Below are 17,152 nucleotides of genomic sequence, written 5' to 3' on the forward strand. Positions count from 1 at the left end.
CGGGACCGGTTCGCGCGGCCTCGCGCCGGGCCCGGGACGTCCGGGGACGACCGGGCCCGTCCGCACGGCATGCCGGGGCGGAACGGGGGTGCCCGGGCACGCGCGGTCGCCGTCGGGGTCGGCGCCGACGGCGGTCGCGGTGGGCGGGGACCGTCCCCGCGGCGGCTGCGCGGAGCCCCCTTGCGCCGTGGACGCGGGCCCGGCCGCCGGTCCGCCCGGCCGGGGCGGGACCGTCCGGCGGCCCTCCGTCCTCCGGGAGCCTGCGCGTCCCGGCCGGAGTGCGCGGGGCCGGTGGTCCCCCCGTGCCCGCTCACCCGTGGTCCTTCCGGGATCCGGCCGGTACCGCCGGTATGCGTCCCGGGCCCGCACATCACCCGACCGGCTCGCCGGACGAGCCGTCCGGACCCGGGCCGTGCTGGTATGGAAGCGGCCTCCATGCCTACCCGGAGGGAGCTGGAAATGCACGAGATGTGGTGCGGTGCAGACACTTCGGGGGAGCTGGTGTGGCATGTCCTCACGTCGGACAAGTCATCCACGCTCTGCGGAGTGGAGAAGCAGGACGAGTCGACTCGTCGGCATGTGACGGACCGGCACTGCTTCTCCTGCATGAAGACGTTCCAGGACGTCGTCGAGGCGAGCTGAGGGAGCATCCCCCGGCCCGCTGGACCGGCCCGCCCGGGCCGGTTCAGTGGCAGGGACGGCCCGCACCGGAGGTCACCGGGCGGTGGGGCTCCAGCCGGCAGAAACAGGACGACTCGACGGGTACGTCCGCCAGCGCGGTCGCCCGCTTGAGCTGCTGGGCGATGATCGCGGCCTCCCCCGCCCTGCCGGTGCGCAGCAGGCACTCGTGGAACCCGTGCAGCGCCCAGACGTTGCCCGGATGCTGCAGGGGCCGGGGCAGCGTGCCGTCGAGGCCGAGGTCGGCCCGGTACACGGCTTCGGCCTCTTCGACACGGCCCTGTTCCAGCAGCAGCGCCCCGTAGGCGTGCCGGGTGGGCTGCATCCAGCCCCAGGGCTCGTCGTAGGGCAGGTTGTCGTCCAGCTCGACGGACCGCTCCAACGCGGCGAAGGCGGTGTCGTACTCGCCCTTGCGGTAGGCGAGTTCGCCGTCCAGCATCGCCGACGCGATGGCGAGGACGTCCTGGCAGGTGTTGTTGAACAGCATCCGGGTCCCGGGGACGCGGCGTACGGCCGCGCGGAAGCCGTCCCGCTCGGCCTCGGCCCCGTCGGTGGCGCCGGTCGCGGAGAGGGCGACGCCCCGGGCGTAGTGGAGCATGGCGGTGGTCACGCAGTACAGCTCCGGGTCGGCGGGGTACGGCAGCGCCAGGATGTCCTCCCAGCGGCCGAAGCGGATCAGGACGTGGACGCGCATCGCCAGGAACCCCTCGAGCCAGTCGGCCATGGGCGGGCTCTGCACCCGGAGGAGTTCCTCGGGGACGGCGGCCTCGAGCCGCGCGGCGGCGTCCAGGGCGACCTCCGACTGGCCGGCGAACATGGCGCCGTAGATCCTGAAGTGGTGGTTGTGGGCGCGGTAGAGCGTGTAGAAGTTCATGGCGCCGGCCCGCTCGAGGTACTTCTCGTCGGCGGCGACGGCGGCGGTGTTGTCGGAGACGACCCGGCGGTAGTCGCCGCACAGCACTTCCAGGTGCGAGGGCATGTGGTTCAGGTGCCCGGCGTCGGGCACGGCGCCGCGCAGCCGGTCGGCGACGGTGAGGGCGGCTTCCGGAGCGGGGGACATCTCCATCAGGTGGATGTACAGGTGGAGGATGCCGGGGTGCCGGGCGCCCGCGTCGGTGGCGAGCGCGCCGTCGAGCACGGCCTTGGCCTCCAGGGTGCGGGCGCCGTCGGCCGGACGGCCGGTGCGCAGGTCCCACAGCTGCCAGGGGGTGAGGTTCATCAGGGCGTCGGCGCAGAGCGTGGCCACGTCCGGGTCGCCGGGGGCGTTCTCGTACACGGCGAGCATCCGGTCCGCGTAGGGCTCGTTCCACACCGAGCAGTCCTGTACGGCCTCCGCCTGCGGGTAGCGGGCGCGCAGGGCCTCGATGAGGCCCCGCTCGACGGGGGTGGCGTGCGCGGCCTTCTCGTGCGCCCGCTCCACCGCCCGGTGGGTACGTGCGACGGTGCCGGCGAGTTCGTCGCCGTCGAAGGCCTCCCAGGGTTTGTTGTAGTTGGGGCCCAGGGCGTAGGCGATGCCCCAGTGGGCCATGGCACAGTCCGGGTCGGCCTCGGCCGCCCTCCCGAAGCAGGAGACCGCCTCCTCGTGGTTGAACGCGTACGTCCACATCAGTCCCCGGTCGAACCAGAGTTGGGCGTCGGCGGAGGATGTCGTCACGGGCCTGCGGTGGTCGCCGAGGTCGTAGTAGTCGTCCATGCGTGCCTCCCGGGGCAGCGGATGGCCGGCCGCCGGTGTCGCCGGCGACGGAGGTCCCGTAGGGACGAAACCGACGATAGCGGGGCACAAGCGCTGCCGCAGGCGTCGGCGGGGATCCGCCGCCCGGACCGGTCACACGCCGACGGGGACCCGCGGCGACAGCACCTTGATCATCGTGTTGGTCCGGCGCGTCGGCGGAGGGTCCGCGGACGGCAGGGGGAGAGCGGCTCCCGGCCCGGTGGCCCGTGCCGCCGGGCGGGCATCTCGGGCGCGTGAGGGGTGCGCGGGCTTCAGGGGTTCGCGGTCCGGTCCGTCGAGCTGCCCGGGGTCCGGCCTCCCCCGGGGAGACGGCGTCGTCCCGGGCGCACCCCTCTCCGGAGCGCGAGCGCTCACCCCGCGCACCCTTCACGGCACTCTCGGTCATCACGGGCGGCCGGCGCGGCGTTCCTTCCGGGTGACCTTCACCGACGGGCTGGCACGGCCCCTCCGGGGCTCCCTAGGATGTACTCCCTGTCCAGCCAGTCCAGTTGGCGCGGCCCGCAGGGGGAACGATGCACACCCGTAAGCAGCTGTCCACCGAGATCGACGCGACCGTGCCGACGGCAGCGCGCATGTACGACTACTACTTGGGCGGCAAGGACAACTACGCGGCGGACCGCGCCGCGACCGAGGAACTCGACAAGGTGGTGCCCAGCACCCGCCGCCTGGCGCTGAACAACCGGCGTTTCCTCCAGCGGGTGGTCCGCACCCTCACGCAGGAGCACGGGATACGGCAGTACGTCGACCACGGTTCCGGCCTGCCCACCCAGGAGAACGTCCACCAGGTCGCGCAGCGCATCGACCCGACCACCCACGTGGTGTACACCGACAACGATCCGATGGTCCTGGTGCACGGCCGCGCCCTGCTGGAACAGGACGAGCGCACCGTGGTCATCCAGGCCGACATGCGCGACACCGAGGGGATATTCGGCCACCCGGAGACCCGGCGGCTGATCGATTTCTCGGAGCCGGTGTGCGTGCTGTTCAACTCGGTCTTCCACTGCATCCCGGACGACGACGCCGACGGTCCGCTCGCCCTGGTCCGCCGGGTGCGCGAGCGACTGGCTCCCGGCAGCTTCATGGTGATGTGCCAGCTCGTCAGCGACGACGCCGAGGTCCGCGCGTTCGTCACCGACTTCATGGACCGGGCGACCCACGGGAACTGGGGCCGGGTGCGCGAGCCGAAGGACGTCGAGTCGTACTTCGAGGGCCTGGAGATCCTGGAGCCGGGCCTGGTGGAGGTGTCCACCTGGCGCCCGGACACCGAGGTGGCGCCCCGCCAGCTCACCGACGAGTGGATCGAGTTCGGCGGTGTGGGCCGGATCCCGCTGTGACCCCTGACGCCGCGACGCCCCCGCCGGACCTCTCGGGTCCCACGGGGGCGTCGGCGTGTCCGCGCGCCTTCCGCTACGCCGTGGCGTAGCGCTCCTCGATCGTCCTGCGGAGCAGCTCCACCGAGTCGCGCGGCTTGAGCGCCTCGTCGGCGAGGCGGTCCAGCGCGATCCGGTACTCCTCCGTCTCGTCGCGGTCCTCGAGGAAGTTGGCGCTCCTGATGTGCTCCAGATAGACCACGTCGGGCAGGTCGAGCCCGCCGAAGCGCAGATAGGTCACGGGGATGGCGGGAGCCGACGCGTTCGTCACGTCCAGCGGCACGATCTGCACCGTCACATTGGTCCGCTCGGCCATCGTCACCAGGTGCTCGAGCTGCTCGCGCATCACCGCGGGGCTGCCCAGGACGCGCAGCAGGACCGACTCGTCGATGACGGCCCAGAGCTGCGGCGCGGCCTCGCGCAGCAGCAGCTCGGCGCGGCGCATGCGCAGTTCGACCCGGCGCTGCACCTCGCCGGCCGGGGCGTTCGGCAGTCCCCGCTCGACCACCGCGCGGGTGTAGGCGGCGGTCTGCAGCAGTCCGGGGACGTACTGGATCTCGAAGGTGCGAATGGTGGCGGCGGCCTCCTGGAGCCCGACCAGACGGTCGAACCACTCGGGCATCAGCCGCTTATCGTACCGCTGCCACCAGCCCGGCTCCCCGGCCCGCCGGAGCAGCTTGAGCAGTACCGAGGCCTCGTACTCGTCGGTGCCGTACAGCGTCAGCAGGGCCCGGACATCGCCCTCGGTCGGCGGGCGGCGGCCCTTGCCCGACTCGATGCGGGACAGCTTCGCCGGGCTGAAGCCGACGGAGCGCGCCGCCTGGTCCTGGGACAGTCCGGCATCGTCGCGGAAGCCCGCCAGCTGCACGCCGACCAGCATCTTCAGCAGGGTCGGAGCGGGCTCGGGCCTGTCCAGATAGGGTTCCAGACGGGAGATTCGATGCGGCGCGGCGGACATCCTGACTCCCAGCGGACCGGCACAAGGGCAGTTAACACTATCGCACTTGACTGTCCCTCACCGCATCCGCGTGCGAAAGCCCCGGGGAAGTGGCGCGTCGAGCTCCGCTTCACCGGCCCCGGCCCGGACGGCCGGCGCCGCTTCGTCGCGGGGGTTCAGACCAGGTGGTCGAACTCCCCGTCCTTCGCGCCGGCCAGGAACGCCGCCAGCTCCGCGGCCGTGTAGACGAGGGCGGGGCCGTCGGGGTCACGGGAGTTGCGCATCGCGACGCCCCCGTCGGTCAGCGGGGCCAGCTCGACGCAGTTGCCCTCGGCATTGCTGTGCCGGCTCTTGATCCAGCGGGCGTCCAACTGGCTGGCCCGCACTCCGTTCCGCACTCCTGGCACTCCTGGCACTCCTGGCACCGTTGTCTCCTCGCTGTTCCCGTGTCTCCCGCTGCGCGCGGCCCCGGTGTCCGGCCGCGCAACGGGAAAAAATCTCACGCAATTTCTCGTGCAATTGCACGCGAGCACTGTCAGCGTGGATAATAGCTGCGGCGTCAACCCCCGTGCTGGCGCCCCGTCCTGACGTCGCACCGGGGAGATGCCGTGTCATCACCTGCGCATCCGTTATTCCGGCCACCGGCCGCCGTCGTACGGACGAGCGGCCGCGGCACGGCGACGGCGGAACCGCGCCGGCGGAACCCGGTGCCGGAGGCGCCCCGCCCCGCGACCGTCCCGGTCACGCCGCGCCTCGCACGGGCGCAGCCCTTCACCCGGGACACCCCGCGCGACCGGCCGCTCGGCCGCGACCGCGACGAGGCCGCCCTCGTGATCACCGAACTCGCCGCCGACGCCGTGGCGCACGGAGCACCGCGGTGCGCGGGCGCGCCGGACCTCCGGCCCGGGTCCCGCCCCGACGACCGCCCGCCCGTCCGCGGGTCCGGCCCCGAGGCGCGCGGCCGGGGGCCGCACATCGCCGACGCCCCGTCCAAAGGGGCGGGGCCCGCCTCCCGCCCCTCCGGGGGACAGGACGGTGCGGTCCCGGTCGTCGCCACGTCCCCCCGTCCGACACGACTGCCGCGGAAAGGCACCCACGCCATGCGCAGCGCTTCCACGGAACAGCCGAGCAGCGAGCGCCCCGTGCGCCACACGCCCCCCACCGGAGTGGCACGGACCACGCCCCTCACGGCACTGTCCCGCGTGCCGTGGGCCGACATGCAGGACTCCACCGGCTCGGCGGCTGCCATCCCCCTGCTGCTGAACGGCATCGCCTGGGGGGACGCCGGCACCGCCCGCGCCGCCTTGGAGGACCTACGGAAACGGATCTGCCAGTACGGCTTCGTCACGGAGCAGGCGACCGCCGCCACGGTCCCCTTCCTGTGGGAGCTGGCCCAGCTGCCGCACGTCACCTGCCGGGCCGGGATCATCCAGCTGCTCAGGGCCATCGCCGACGCCCGGCAGTGGGAGAGCACCGCCGCCGCGTATCCCAAGCTGCTCAACCGCCGGGAGAACCCGGTGGTGTGGGAGCGGGCCGCCCGGCAGGCGGTGCGCGCCCGGCGCGGCGACCTGAACCGGCTGCTGGCCGAACCGGACACCGAGATCGCCCGTGCCACCACGGAACTGGCCCGCGCCCTGGCCGACTGAGGCCGCGGAGCACGGCGTGCCGGGGTGGCCCGGTCGAAGAACGCGCGCGGCCCTCGGGGGACGGCCGCGCGCTGGGGGGAGGGTCGCGCGCGGTCAACGGGGGACGGCCGCGCGCGACCCGGGGGCCCGGTGCCATAGCGGTGACCCGCCGGTCGGGTGGCTGCAGTCCCTCGCCTCGCGTGACGCGGCGGTGTAGACATGGCACATGGTCCGACTCATGGGTCGCTCCCGGCCCCGGTCGTCCCTGCGGCCCGGTGCCGCGGCGTCCGTACGCCGGCGGGACGCGGACGGCCGCTCCCGGTGGCATCCGGCGGCGGGACTGCGGTCGGTGCTGAGCGGGCGCAGCGTCGCCGGACAGGTGTTCGTACTGCACCTGATGATCGTGCTGCTGCTGGTCGTGGCGGCCGTCGTGGCGCTGGTGCTCCAGGTGCAGCGGGACAGCACGCGGGAGGCCCGCAACCGTTCGCTCGCCGTCGCGGAGACCTTCGCGAACGCGCCGGGCACCGGCGAGGCGCTGGAGTCCCCCGACCCCACGGCCGTGCTCCAGCCGCGTGCCGAGGCGGCGCGCGAGCGGGCGCGGGTCGACTTCGTCGTCGTCATGAACACCGACGGCATCCGCTTCACCCATCCCCGGCCGGACCGCATCGGCAAGCGGTTCGTCGGCACCGTCGGGCCCGCGCTGGCCGGCGAGCCGGTGGTGGAGGAGGTCGAGGGCACCATCGGGCGACTGGTGCAGGCGGTGGTGCCGGTGAAGGACGCCGACGGCGAGGTGGTGGGCCTGGTGTCGGCCGGCATCACGACCGAGCGCGTCGGCGGGGCGGCGGAGGACCAGCTGCCCCTCGTCCTGGGCGCGGCGCTCGCCGCGCTCGCCCTGGCGACCGGCGGCGCGGCCCTGGTGAGCAGACGGCTGCTGCGCCAGACCCACGGCCTGGGCCCGCACGAGATGACCCGGATGTACGAACACCACGACGCGGTGCTGCACGCGGTGCGCGAAGGGGTGATCATCGTCGACGGGGACGGGACGCTCATGCTCGCCAACGACGAGGCGCGCCGGCTGCTCGGCCTGCCCGAGGACGCCGAGGGCCGGCCCGTGCCGTCCCTCGGCCTGGACCCCGGCACCGCCGAACTGCTGTCCTCGGGCCGTACCGCCACGGACGAGGTGCATCTGGTGGCCGACCGGCTGCTGGCGGTCAACCAGCGGCCCACCGACCGGGCGGGCGGCCCGCCCGGCAGCGTGGCCACGGTCCGCGACTCCACCGAGCTGCGCGCCCTCTCCGGCCGGGCGGAGGAGTCACGCGAGCGGCTCAACATGCTGTACGACGCGGGGGTGGGCATCGGGACGAGCCTGGACGTCACCCGCACGGCCGAGGAACTCGCCGAGCTCGCCGTGCCGCGGTTCGCCGACTTCGTCACGGTGGACCTGTTCGAGTCGGTGCTGGCCGGCGGCCACCCCGACGCGGCCGGCGTACTGCGCCGCGCGGCGTCGGCGGGGATCGACGCGGACGCCCCGCTCTACCCCAGGGACGAGCAGATCCGCTTCGTCGCGTCGTCCCCGCAGGGCGTCAGCCTCGCCGCCGGCCGGCCGGTCCTGGAGCCCCGGCTCGGCGAGGCGCCGGGCTGGCACGCCCAGGACGTGGAGCGCTCCGGGCAGGTCATGGAGTACGGCATCCATTCGCTGATCACCGTGCCGCTGCGGGCCGGGGCGCTGGTGCTCGGAGTGGTCAGCTTCTGGCGTTCGCGGAAGGCGGAGCCGTTCGACGTCGAGGAGCTGGCCCTCGCGGAGGAGCTGGTCGCCCGGGCCGCGGTCTCCATCGACAACGCCCGCCGTTACACGCGTGAGCACAGCATGGCTGTGACCCTCCAGCGGAGCCTGCTGCCGCGCACCCTGCCCGAACAGAGCGCCCTGGAGATCGCCTACCGCTACCTTCCCGCGCAGGCCGGGGTGGGCGGGGACTGGTTCGACGTGCTGCCGCTGTCCGGGGCCCGGGTCGCGCTCGTGGTCGGCGACGTCGTCGGCCACGGCCTGCACGCGGCGGCCACGATGGGCCGGCTGCGCACGGCGGTGCACAACTTCTCCGCGCTGGACCTTCCGCCCGACGAGCTCCTGACCCTGCTCGACGAACTGGTCGGGCGCATCGACCAGGACGAGGCGCAGGACGAGCAGAGCGCACCGGTGACGGGGGCGACCTGTCTGTACGCGGTCTACGACCCGGTCTCCCGGCACTGCACCGTGGCCCGTGCGGGCCATCCTCCGCCGGCCGTGGTCCGCCCGGACGGCGGGGCGGAGTTCTGGAACGTGCCCGCCGGCCCTCCGCTGGGGCTCGGCGGTCTGCCGTTCGAGTCGGCCGATCTGGAACTGCCGGAGGGCAGCCGGCTCGTCCTCTACACCGACGGACTGGTCGAGGACCGCGGGCACGACATCGACGTCGGCCTGGAACGGCTGCGCGAGGCGCTGTCCCGGGCCGGCGACTCCCCCGAGGACACCTGCAGAGTCGTACTGGAGTCCCGGCGTCCGGTACGGGCCGGTGACGACGTCGCGCTGCTCGTGGCGCGGACACGGGCGCTGGCCGCCGGCCGGATCGCCCAGTGGCCGGTGCCGCCGGACCCGGCGGCCGTCGGCGAGGTGCGGGCGGCGGTCACCAGGAAGCTGGCCGAGTGGGGGCTGGACGAGCTGACGTTCGGCACGGAGCTGATCCTGAGCGAGCTGGTCACCAACGCGCTCCGTTACGGCGGCGCCCCCATCCAGGTACGGGTGCTGTACGACCGCAACCTGATCTGCGAGGTGTACGACGGCAGCAGCACCTCACCCCATCTGCGGTACGCCACCATGACGGACGAGGGCGGCCGCGGCCTGTTCCTGGTCGCCCAGCTCGCCGAGCGCTGGGGCACCCGCTATCTGCCCGCCGGCAAGGTCATCTGGGCGGAACAGCCCGTCCCGTGAGGCATAAGCCCGCACGGGGGGATCTCATAAGAGAAACTTATGGGTCCATAGACCGGACCCGCGTACCAGGTAAGGCATGCCTCAGTTTAGGCTTTCAACCGAGTCGCCTGTCATCACTCGAAGGGAACCTGACCATGCCCCGCCCCCTGCGGGTAGCCATCGTCGGATCCGGCCCCGCCGGGATCTACGCCGCCGACGCCCTGCTCAAGTCCGACGTGGCCGCCGAACCGGGCGTGTCCATCGACATCTTCGAGCGCATGCCGGCACCGTTCGGACTGATCCGTTACGGCGTCGCCCCCGACCACCCGCGGATCAAGGGCATCATCACCGCCCTGCACCAGGTGCTCGACAAGCCGCAGATCCGGCTGTTCGGCAACGTGGACTACGGCACCGACGTCCACCTCGACGACCTGCGCGCGTTCTACGACGGCGTGATCTTCGCCACCGGCGCCACAGCCGACCGCGCGCTGGACGTGCCGGGTATCGACCTCGACGGTTCCTACGGCGCCGCGGACTTCGTCTCCTGGTACGACGGCCACCCGGACGTGCCGCGCACCTGGCCCCTGGAGGCCGAGAAGGTCGCCGTGCTGGGCGTCGGCAACGTCGCCCTCGACGTGGCCCGCATCCTGGCCAAGACGGCCGACGAGCTGCTGCCCACCGAGATCCCGCCGAACGTCTACGAGGGCCTGAAGGCCAACAAGGCGATGGAGATCCACGTCTTCGGCCGCCGCGGCCCGGCACAGGCGAAGTTCAGCCCGATGGAGCTGCGGGAGCTGGACCACTCCCCCACCATCGAGGTGATCGTCGACCCCGAGGACATCGACTACGACGACGGTTCGATCGCCACCCGGCGCGGCAACAAGCAGGCCGACATGGTCGCCAAGACCCTGGAGAACTGGGCGATCCGCGATGTCGGCGACCGTCCGCACAAGCTGTTCCTGCACTTCTTCGAGTCCCCCACCGAGATCCTCGGTGAGGACGGCAAGGTCGTCGGCCTGCGCACCGAGCGCACCGCGCTCGACGGCACCGGCAACGTGAAGGGGACCGGCGAGTTCAAGGACTGGGACGTCACCGCGGTCTACCGGGCCGTGGGCTACCTCTCCGACAAGCTCCCCAAGCTGCCCTGGGACATCGCCTCCGGCACGGTCCCGGACGAGGGCGGGCGCGTCCTCCAGGAGACCGGCGAGCACCTGGACTCCACGTACGTCACCGGCTGGATCCGGCGCGGCCCGGTGGGCCTGATCGGCCACACCAAGGGCGACGCCAACGAAACGGTGGGGAACCTGCTGAAGGACTACGCGGACGGCCGGCTCCAGACGCCCGCGTCGCCGGCCCCGGAGGCCGTGGACGCCTTCCTCGCCGAGCGCGGCATCCGCTTCACCACCTGGGAGGGCTGGTACCGCCTGGACGCCGCGGAGAAGGCGCTGGGCGAGCCGCAGGGCCGCGAGCGCGTGAAGATCGTGGAGCGCGAGGACATGCTGCGGGAGAGCGGCGCCTGACCCCCGGCCCCGCGAGGGATCGCCGCCGAGCGCCCGCCCGGTCCGCCTCCTGGACCGGGCGGGCGCCCGCGCGCGTCACTCCGGGAGGGCCAGGCGGTCCGTCTCACCGGGCTGGAGACGGACCGTGCGGTCCGGGAGGTGGACCTCGATCGCGGAGCGGCCGGAGGAGGGCACGGTGATCTCCAGCAGGCCGTGTTCCAGCCGCAGCCGGACGCCCCAGTGGCCGTGGTAGCGCAGGGTGAAGCCGTAGGAGGAGAGTTCGGGCAGGGGCACCGGGTCGAGCCACAGGGCTCCGCCCCGGGTCTCGAGACCCGTCAGTCCGCGCTGGACGAGGTCGAGGGTGCCGGCCATGGCGCCGAGGTGGATGCCCTCCCCGGTGGTGCCGCCCTGGATGTCGGCGATGTCCGCCCGCAGGGCCTCCTGGCAGAACTTCCAGGCGTCCGCGCGACGGGCGCGGGCCAGCACCCAGCCGTGGACCAGTCCGCTGAGGGTGGAGCCGTGGCTGGTGCGGTGCAGGTAGTAATCGACCGTGCGCCGCCAGGTCCGTTCGTCCAGGCTCGTCCCCAGCCTGCGGAAGATCCCCTGGAGTTCGGCGGGCGAGAAGAGGTAACCGAGCATCAGGACGTCCGCCTGCTTGGAGGCCTGGTACCGGTTGACGGTGTCGCCCTCGGCCTCCAGCAGCCGGTCCAGGCGCCGGATGTCGCCGTAGCGGCGCCGGTAGCCCCGCCAGTCGAGTTCGGCGAGCTCGCCGTAGCCCTCGAACTGGCTGATGACGCCGTGGTGGAGGGGGACGTGGAGGGTGCGGGAGACCTCCTCCCACTTCTCCAGCTCCCTCGCGTCCAGTCCGGTCCGCTCCGCGAGTTCACGGCGGCGCGGCTCGGGCAGACCACGCAGCACGTCCAGGGTGCGGGCGAGCACCCAGGCGGCCGTGACGTTGGTGTACGCGTTGTCGTCGAGGCCCGGTTCGGCGGCGTCCGGGTAGGCGTCGTGGTACTCGTCGGGGCCGACCACGCCCTTGATGCGGTAGCGGCCCAGACGGTCGTCGAAGGCGGCGGAGTCCGCCCAGAAGCGGGAGACGTTCAGCAGCATCTCGGCGCCCTTGGTGTGCAGGAACTCCTGGTCGCCGCTGGCCTCGCAGTACTGCCAGACGTTGTACGCGACCGCCGATCCGACGTGGTGCTGGAGGTGGGAGTGGTCGGGCAGCCAGCGGCCGGAGCGGGGGTTGAGGTGCAGCTGCTGGGTCTCCTCCCGGCCGTCGCTGCCGCTCTGCCAGGGGTACATCGCGCCGTGGCGCCCGGCGTCCCGGGCGGCGGTGCGGGCGCGCTCCAGACGCCGGTGGCGGTGGTGCAGCAGCGCGCGGGAGACCTCGGGGAAGTGCAGGTTGAGGTACGGCAGGACGAACAGCTCGTCCCAGAAGACGTGCCCCCGGTACGCTTCGCCGTGCAGTCCCCTGGCCGGGACCCCCACGTCCAGGTCCTCGGTGTGCGGGGAGAGGGTCTGCAGGACGTGGAAGAGGTGCAGCCGCAGGATGCGGCCCGCCTCGCCGGGCACCTCCAGCTCGGCCCTGCGCCACAGCTGGTCCCAGGCCGTCAGGTGCGGCGGGAGCAGCTCGTCGAAGCCGCCCGCCCGGACCACCCGGTCGACGGCGGCGTGCAGCGGGTCGCTGATCGCGGGATCGCGGGAGGTGTGCAGGGCGACGATCTTGTCGACGGTGACGGTGTCCCCGGCGGCCAGGTCCAGACGGGTGCTCTGCAGGGCGCGCGGGCGGTCGTGCCGGTTCGTGACGGGCGCGGGCGCCGTCAGCCGGGCGGCGAGCGCGATCCGGATGTCCGAGGTGCGGGTGCGGCAGCGCAGCCACACGGTGTCCGCGGCGGTCGTGCCGGTGAGCACATGGGTCAGGTGACGGCCGTCCAGATCCCGGTAGCGCGGCACCCCTGCGTTGGTGACGTCGCCGTCGAGCGCCGCCTCGGTCTCCAGGGCGCCGGAGAAGCCCTCGGCGGTGAACTCGGTGCGCAGGCCCGCCAGATGGGGATCGGCCATGTGCACGAAGCGGTGCTGGCGCACCAGGAGCGTCCGTCCGGCTCCGAGGCCGTAGCGCGTCCTGCGCTCCAGGAGGCCCGAGGACAGGTGCAGGGTCTCACCGTGGTCGAGCACGTGTGCGGTGTCGGGGGTGAGCCAGGGCTCGCCGGGGAGCCGGAAGCGCAGCGGCAGCCAGTTGGGCAGGTTGACCATGTCCTCGTTCTCGACGTGCCGTCCGACGACCTCGGAGACGAGCCGGTTGTAGACGCCGGCCGCGTACGTACCCGGGTAGTGCACCTCGTCCGCGGAACACTCCGGCAGCGCGCCCCGGGTGGCGAAGTACCCGTTGCCGAGGGTGCACAGCGACTCCCGCAGGCGTGCGTCGGCGGCGTCGTACCCCTCGTGCTCCCAGGTCCAGCCCGTCACTGCGACGCTCCTCCCGCCGACGGCTGCCGCGCGGCCGCGCGCCGCGGCGGTCCGTGCCGGAACCGTCACCGGCGGTGAGGCCTCCGCCGGTGACGGACGGACGGCCGCCATGGCCGACGGCCGACGGCCGATCACCGGAGTACCCGTGGCGGGTGCCCGGCACACACGGCCCGCGGGGAGCCGCCTACCGCTCCCCCACCGGCACGCGCCACAGCAGGGTGGTGCCCCGGCCGGCGGAGCCGGTGACCTCGAACGCGCCGCCCAGCTGTTCCGCGCGTTCGGCCATGTTGCGCAGCCCGCTGCGGCGGCCCCCGTCCGGAATGCCCACGCCGTCGTCCGCGACCGTCAGCCGCACCTCGCGCCCGTCGGTCCCGAGGACCACCTCGGCGCGGTCGGCGCGGGCGTGCCGGGCGATGTTGGTCAGCGCCTCGGAGAGCACGGCCACCAGGTGGTCGGCGGCCTCCTTGGAGACGTGGGTGTCGATCAAACCCTCCATCCGCACGCTCGGGGGGAAGCCCAGCACGGACGCGGCCTCGCCGACCACCCGTACGGCGCGGGCCCGCAGGCCGGTTCCGCCGGCGCCCTCGTCGGCGGGCGAGCGCAGACCGAGGATGGTCGACCGGATGATCTTGATGGTCTCGTCCAGGTCGTCCACGGCCCGCAGCACCCGCTCCGAGGCCTCCTTGTGCTCGATGAACCGGCCGGCGCTCTGCAGCGTCATGCCGGTGGCGAACAACCGCTGGATCGCCAGATCGTGCAGATCGCGGGCGATCCGGTCCCGGTCCTCGAACACGGCGATCTGCTCGGCGTCCTGGCGGCGTTCCGCCAGCTCCATCGCCACGGCCGCCTGGGCGGCGAACCCCCGCAGCGGTTCGATCTCCTTGTCCGTGAACGCGTTGCGGCCCGCGGCCCGCACCAGCAGGACGATGCCGCGCACGACCTCGCCCGACCCGATGGGCACGGCGACCGCCGGACCGAGGTCCGTGTACTTCTGGGGGCCCGGGAAGGCCCGGTCGTCGCAGGTGATGTCCGCGCTGATGACGGGGGCGGCACTGGTGAAGGCGCGGCCCAGCAGGCTGTCGTCGACGGGCACGACGAGCCCCCGGTGGGTGTCCGCGCCCTGCCCGATGGCCAGTTCCACGGTCAGTGAGTCGGTGTCGGCCATGGGCACCGCGACCACGGCGAGGGCGGCCCCGGTGATCTCGCGGGCGCGTTCCGCGATGAGCAGGAGGGCCGTGCCGCGTTCGCTGCCGGACATCAGTCCGTGGGTGATCTCGGCGTTGGCCCGCAACCACCGCTCGCGCAGCCGGGACTCCTCGTACAGGCGGGCGTTGTCGATGGCGACGCCGGCGGCGACCGCGAGGGTGGACAGGACCGACTCGTCCTCCTCGTCGAAGTGCGCCCCGCCCCGCTTCTCGGTCAGGTACAGGTTGCCGAAGACCTGGTCGCGGACCCGGATGGGGACCCCGAGGAAGGTGTTCATCGGCGGGTGGTGGGGCGGGAATCCGTACGAGGCGGGGTGGTCGGAGAGCTTCGGCACCCGCAGCGGCTGCGGGTGGCGGATCAGCTCGCCGAGGATGCCGTGGCCCTCGGGGTAGTGGCCGATGCGGGCGATCTTCTCCTCGCCGACCCCGACGGTGTGGAAGGCGGACAGCCGCTTGCCGTCCGGGCCGATCACGCCCAGTGCGGCGTACTCCGCGTCCACCAGCGCCGCCGCGGCCTCCACGATGCTGTGCAGCACCTGCTCCAGGTCGAGTTCCCGGCCGACCGAGAGGACGGCCTGCAGCAGACTGCGCACCCGGTCGCGGGTGCCACGGGCCGCGTCGATCCGCGCCTGGAGCTCCTCCAGCAGCTCGTCGAGCCTCAGCTGCGGTAGCCGTACGCGGGCGTCCTCGTCCCGCTCGGGGCCTGCCACCCGTGTGCCTCCGTCCCCTCGTCCGCCGCCGTCGCCCGGCGGGCCCCCCGGTCGGCGCCCCGGTGACGGTCCGGCAAAGGCGACGGTACGGCATGGGACGGGCGGCCGGACCTGCGGGGACCACGGCCGGCCGGTCCACCGTGCCGGACGGGCCGGACGGCCCTGTCCCGCGGCCGCCCTCCGGGGCCGGAGGTCCCCTTCCGGCGGGACGACGGTCCCGCATCGCCTCCGACACCCCGTTCCCCCCGGAAACAGGCATGTCGGGTTGCTATACAGGTGCTGCCGCCGGTCCGGATCCGCGGTCCGATCCGCTTCCCCCGCCCCGTCTTTGGGAGACCTCATGCTGTCCGAAGAGTCCGCCGCAGTGCTGCGGGCCACCCTGCCCGCCGTGGCCGGGGCGCTCGACGAGATCACCACGCGTTTCTACGGCTCGATGTTCCGCGACCGGCCCGAACTGCTGGACGGCCTGTTCAACCGGGGCAACCAGGCCAGTGGCGCCCAGCGCCGGGCGCTCGCCGGATCCATAGCCGGTTTCGCCCGGGCGCTGCTCGCCGCCCCGGACACCCGGCCGGACGCCCTGCTGTCCCGGATCGCCCACAAGCACGTGGCCGTCGGGATCACCGACGGCCAGTACACGATCGTGCACAAGTACCTGTTCGGCGCGATCGCCGAGGTGCTGGGCGAGGCGGTGACGCCCGAGGTGGCCGCCGCCTGGGACGAGGTGTACTGGCTGATGGCCGGCGCCCTCATCGCGCGGGAGGCGCGCCTGTACCACGACGCCGGTGTCGAACCGGGTGGCATCTGGCGCCCGTGGACGGTCGTGGAACGCCACGAGGAGACGGAGGACGTGGTGTCGTTTTTGCTGCGCCCCTCCGACGGCGGGGCCGCCCCGCCGGCCCGGGCGGGCCAGTACGTCAGCGTGAAGCTGCTCATGCCCGACGGGGCGCACCAGCTGCGCCAGTACAGCCTGTCCTCGGACCCCGGGGGCGATCTGCGCCGCATCACCGTCAAACGGGTCGCGGGAGCAAACGGCGCACCGGACGGCGAGGTCTCCGCCCTGCTGCACGAACGGACCGGCGCCGGCGACCGGCTGATGCTGTCCGTGCCCGCCGGCGACGTGGCGCTCGACGAGTCCGGCGCCCCGCTGGTCCTGGTGTCGGCCGGCATCGGCTGCACCCCGATGCTGGGGATGCTCGCCCGGCTGGCCGCCACCGGCTCCACCCGGCGGGTGCTCGTCCTGCACGCGGACGGCTCGCCCGACGAGCACGCCCTGCGCGCCGAGACCCGCGAGACGGTGGACTCGCTGCCCGACGCGGAGGCGGTCTTCTGGTACGAGCGTCCCGGGCCGAAGGAGCCCGACGCCCGCGTCGGGCTGATGGACCTCACGGGGATCGACGTCCCGGTGGACGCGACGGTGTACCTGTGCGGCCCGCTGCCGTTCATGCGTGCCGTGCGCGGCGGGCTGCTCGACGCCGGGGTGCCCGCCCGCTCCGTCCACTACGAGGTCTTCGGTCCCGACCTGTGGCTGCCGACGGCCTGACCGCCCCGGGCCCTTCGCGCCCACGGCGGCGCGAGGGGCCCGGGCGCCGGATCAGACCTCGAGCTCGGCCTCGATACGGCGCAACTGGTGCCGTGCCATGGCCAGGTTGGCCCGGCCGGCGTCGAGCACCAGGTACAGGAAGAGGCCGTTCCCGCCGCGCCCCTTGAGCAGGCGGATGAGGTGGTACTGGCTGCTCAGGGTGATCAGGATGTCCTCGATCTCCTCGTTCAGGCCCAGGTGCTCCATGGTGCGCAGTTTGGACCGCACCACGTCGGTGTTGCCGGCGGCGGCGACCTCCAGGTTGAAGTCCTTGCCTCCGCCCAGCGTTCCGAGGGCCATGCCGCTGGTGTAGTCGACGAGCGCGGCGGCCGTCGCGCCGTCGATGGAGCTGAGGCATTCCTTGAGCGCGGTCTCGGTGTTGGCCATGGGACGTGTCCTTTCGGTCGTGA

Annotated in this window: 11 protein-coding genes; 5 read left to right on the top strand and 6 right to left on the bottom strand. The window is 73.2% G+C overall.

Annotation, left to right across the window (positions count from 1 at the left end; all coding sequences use genetic code 11):
* Positions 1-685: 685 nt before the first annotated feature.
* Positions 686-2,371 (bottom strand): tetratricopeptide repeat protein, encoded by a 1,686-nt coding sequence (locus ACZ8ZB_RS02165; RefSeq protein WP_470736015.1) that lies wholly within the window; start codon positions 2,369-2,371, stop codon positions 686-688.
* 551 nt (positions 2,372-2,922) lie between these two features.
* On the opposite strand from ACZ8ZB_RS02165, the gene ACZ8ZB_RS02170 reads away from it, so the two are divergent.
* Positions 2,923-3,744 carry an SAM-dependent methyltransferase gene (locus ACZ8ZB_RS02170; protein ID WP_470736016.1) on the top strand — a complete coding sequence of 274 codons (822 nt, stop codon included), beginning with the start codon at positions 2,923-2,925 and terminating at the stop codon, positions 3,742-3,744.
* Between the two features lie 73 nt (positions 3,745-3,817).
* On the opposite strand, the gene ACZ8ZB_RS02175 is transcribed toward ACZ8ZB_RS02170, so the two are convergent.
* Together ACZ8ZB_RS02175 and ACZ8ZB_RS02180 are read right to left on the bottom strand one after the other, a co-directional pair.
* Complete coding sequence (locus ACZ8ZB_RS02175; protein ID WP_470736017.1) at positions 3,818-4,738, bottom strand: helix-turn-helix domain-containing protein; 921 nt, start codon at positions 4,736-4,738, stop codon at positions 3,818-3,820.
* 155 nt (positions 4,739-4,893) lie between these two features.
* Positions 4,894-5,124 (bottom strand): DUF397 domain-containing protein, encoded by a 231-nt coding sequence (locus tag ACZ8ZB_RS02180; protein WP_470736018.1) that lies wholly within the window; start codon positions 5,122-5,124, stop codon positions 4,894-4,896.
* A 693-nt stretch (positions 5,125-5,817) separates the two neighbouring features.
* Here ACZ8ZB_RS02180 and ACZ8ZB_RS02185 point away from each other — a divergent pair.
* The 3 genes from ACZ8ZB_RS02185 to ACZ8ZB_RS02195 all read left to right on the top strand — a co-directional run bounded on the left by ACZ8ZB_RS02185 (position 5,818) and on the right by ACZ8ZB_RS02195 (position 10,803).
* Positions 5,818-6,363 carry a hypothetical protein gene (locus ACZ8ZB_RS02185; protein WP_470741403.1) on the top strand — a complete coding sequence of 182 codons (546 nt, stop codon included), beginning with the start codon at positions 5,818-5,820 and terminating at the stop codon, positions 6,361-6,363.
* 205 nt (positions 6,364-6,568) lie between these two features.
* The gene (locus ACZ8ZB_RS02190; RefSeq protein ID WP_470736019.1) at positions 6,569-9,304 is read left to right on the top strand and encodes a SpoIIE family protein phosphatase; all 2,736 of its coding nucleotides are present in this window, start codon (positions 6,569-6,571) and stop codon (positions 9,302-9,304) included.
* A gap of 134 nt (positions 9,305-9,438) precedes the next feature.
* Positions 9,439-10,803, top strand: coding sequence for an FAD-dependent oxidoreductase (locus ACZ8ZB_RS02195; RefSeq protein ID WP_470736020.1), 1,365 nt, complete (start codon positions 9,439-9,441; stop codon positions 10,801-10,803).
* Between the two features lie 75 nt (positions 10,804-10,878).
* Here the strand turns inward: ACZ8ZB_RS02195 and ACZ8ZB_RS02200 are convergent, their stop codons facing one another.
* A complete protein-coding gene (locus tag ACZ8ZB_RS02200) occupies positions 10,879-13,248 on the bottom strand; it encodes a glycoside hydrolase family 65 protein (RefSeq protein WP_470736021.1) in 2,370 nt (789 codons plus the stop codon).
* A gap of 184 nt (positions 13,249-13,432) precedes the next feature.
* Complete coding sequence (locus ACZ8ZB_RS02205) at positions 13,433-15,163, bottom strand: sensor histidine kinase (RefSeq protein WP_470736022.1); 1,731 nt, start codon at positions 15,161-15,163, stop codon at positions 13,433-13,435.
* Between the two features lie 340 nt (positions 15,164-15,503).
* Here ACZ8ZB_RS02205 and ACZ8ZB_RS02210 point away from each other — a divergent pair, with 340 nt between their 5' ends.
* A complete protein-coding gene (locus ACZ8ZB_RS02210; RefSeq protein ID WP_470736023.1) occupies positions 15,504-16,703 on the top strand; it encodes a globin domain-containing protein in 1,200 nt (399 codons plus the stop codon).
* 51 nt (positions 16,704-16,754) lie between these two features.
* On the opposite strand, the gene ACZ8ZB_RS02215 is transcribed toward ACZ8ZB_RS02210, so the two are convergent.
* Positions 16,755-17,129, bottom strand: a complete 375-nt coding sequence (locus tag ACZ8ZB_RS02215; protein WP_470736024.1) for a roadblock/LC7 domain-containing protein — start codon at positions 17,127-17,129, stop codon at positions 16,755-16,757.
* Positions 17,130-17,152 lie beyond the last annotated feature (23 nt).

The organism is Streptomyces sp. 12E (assembly GCF_055633275.1).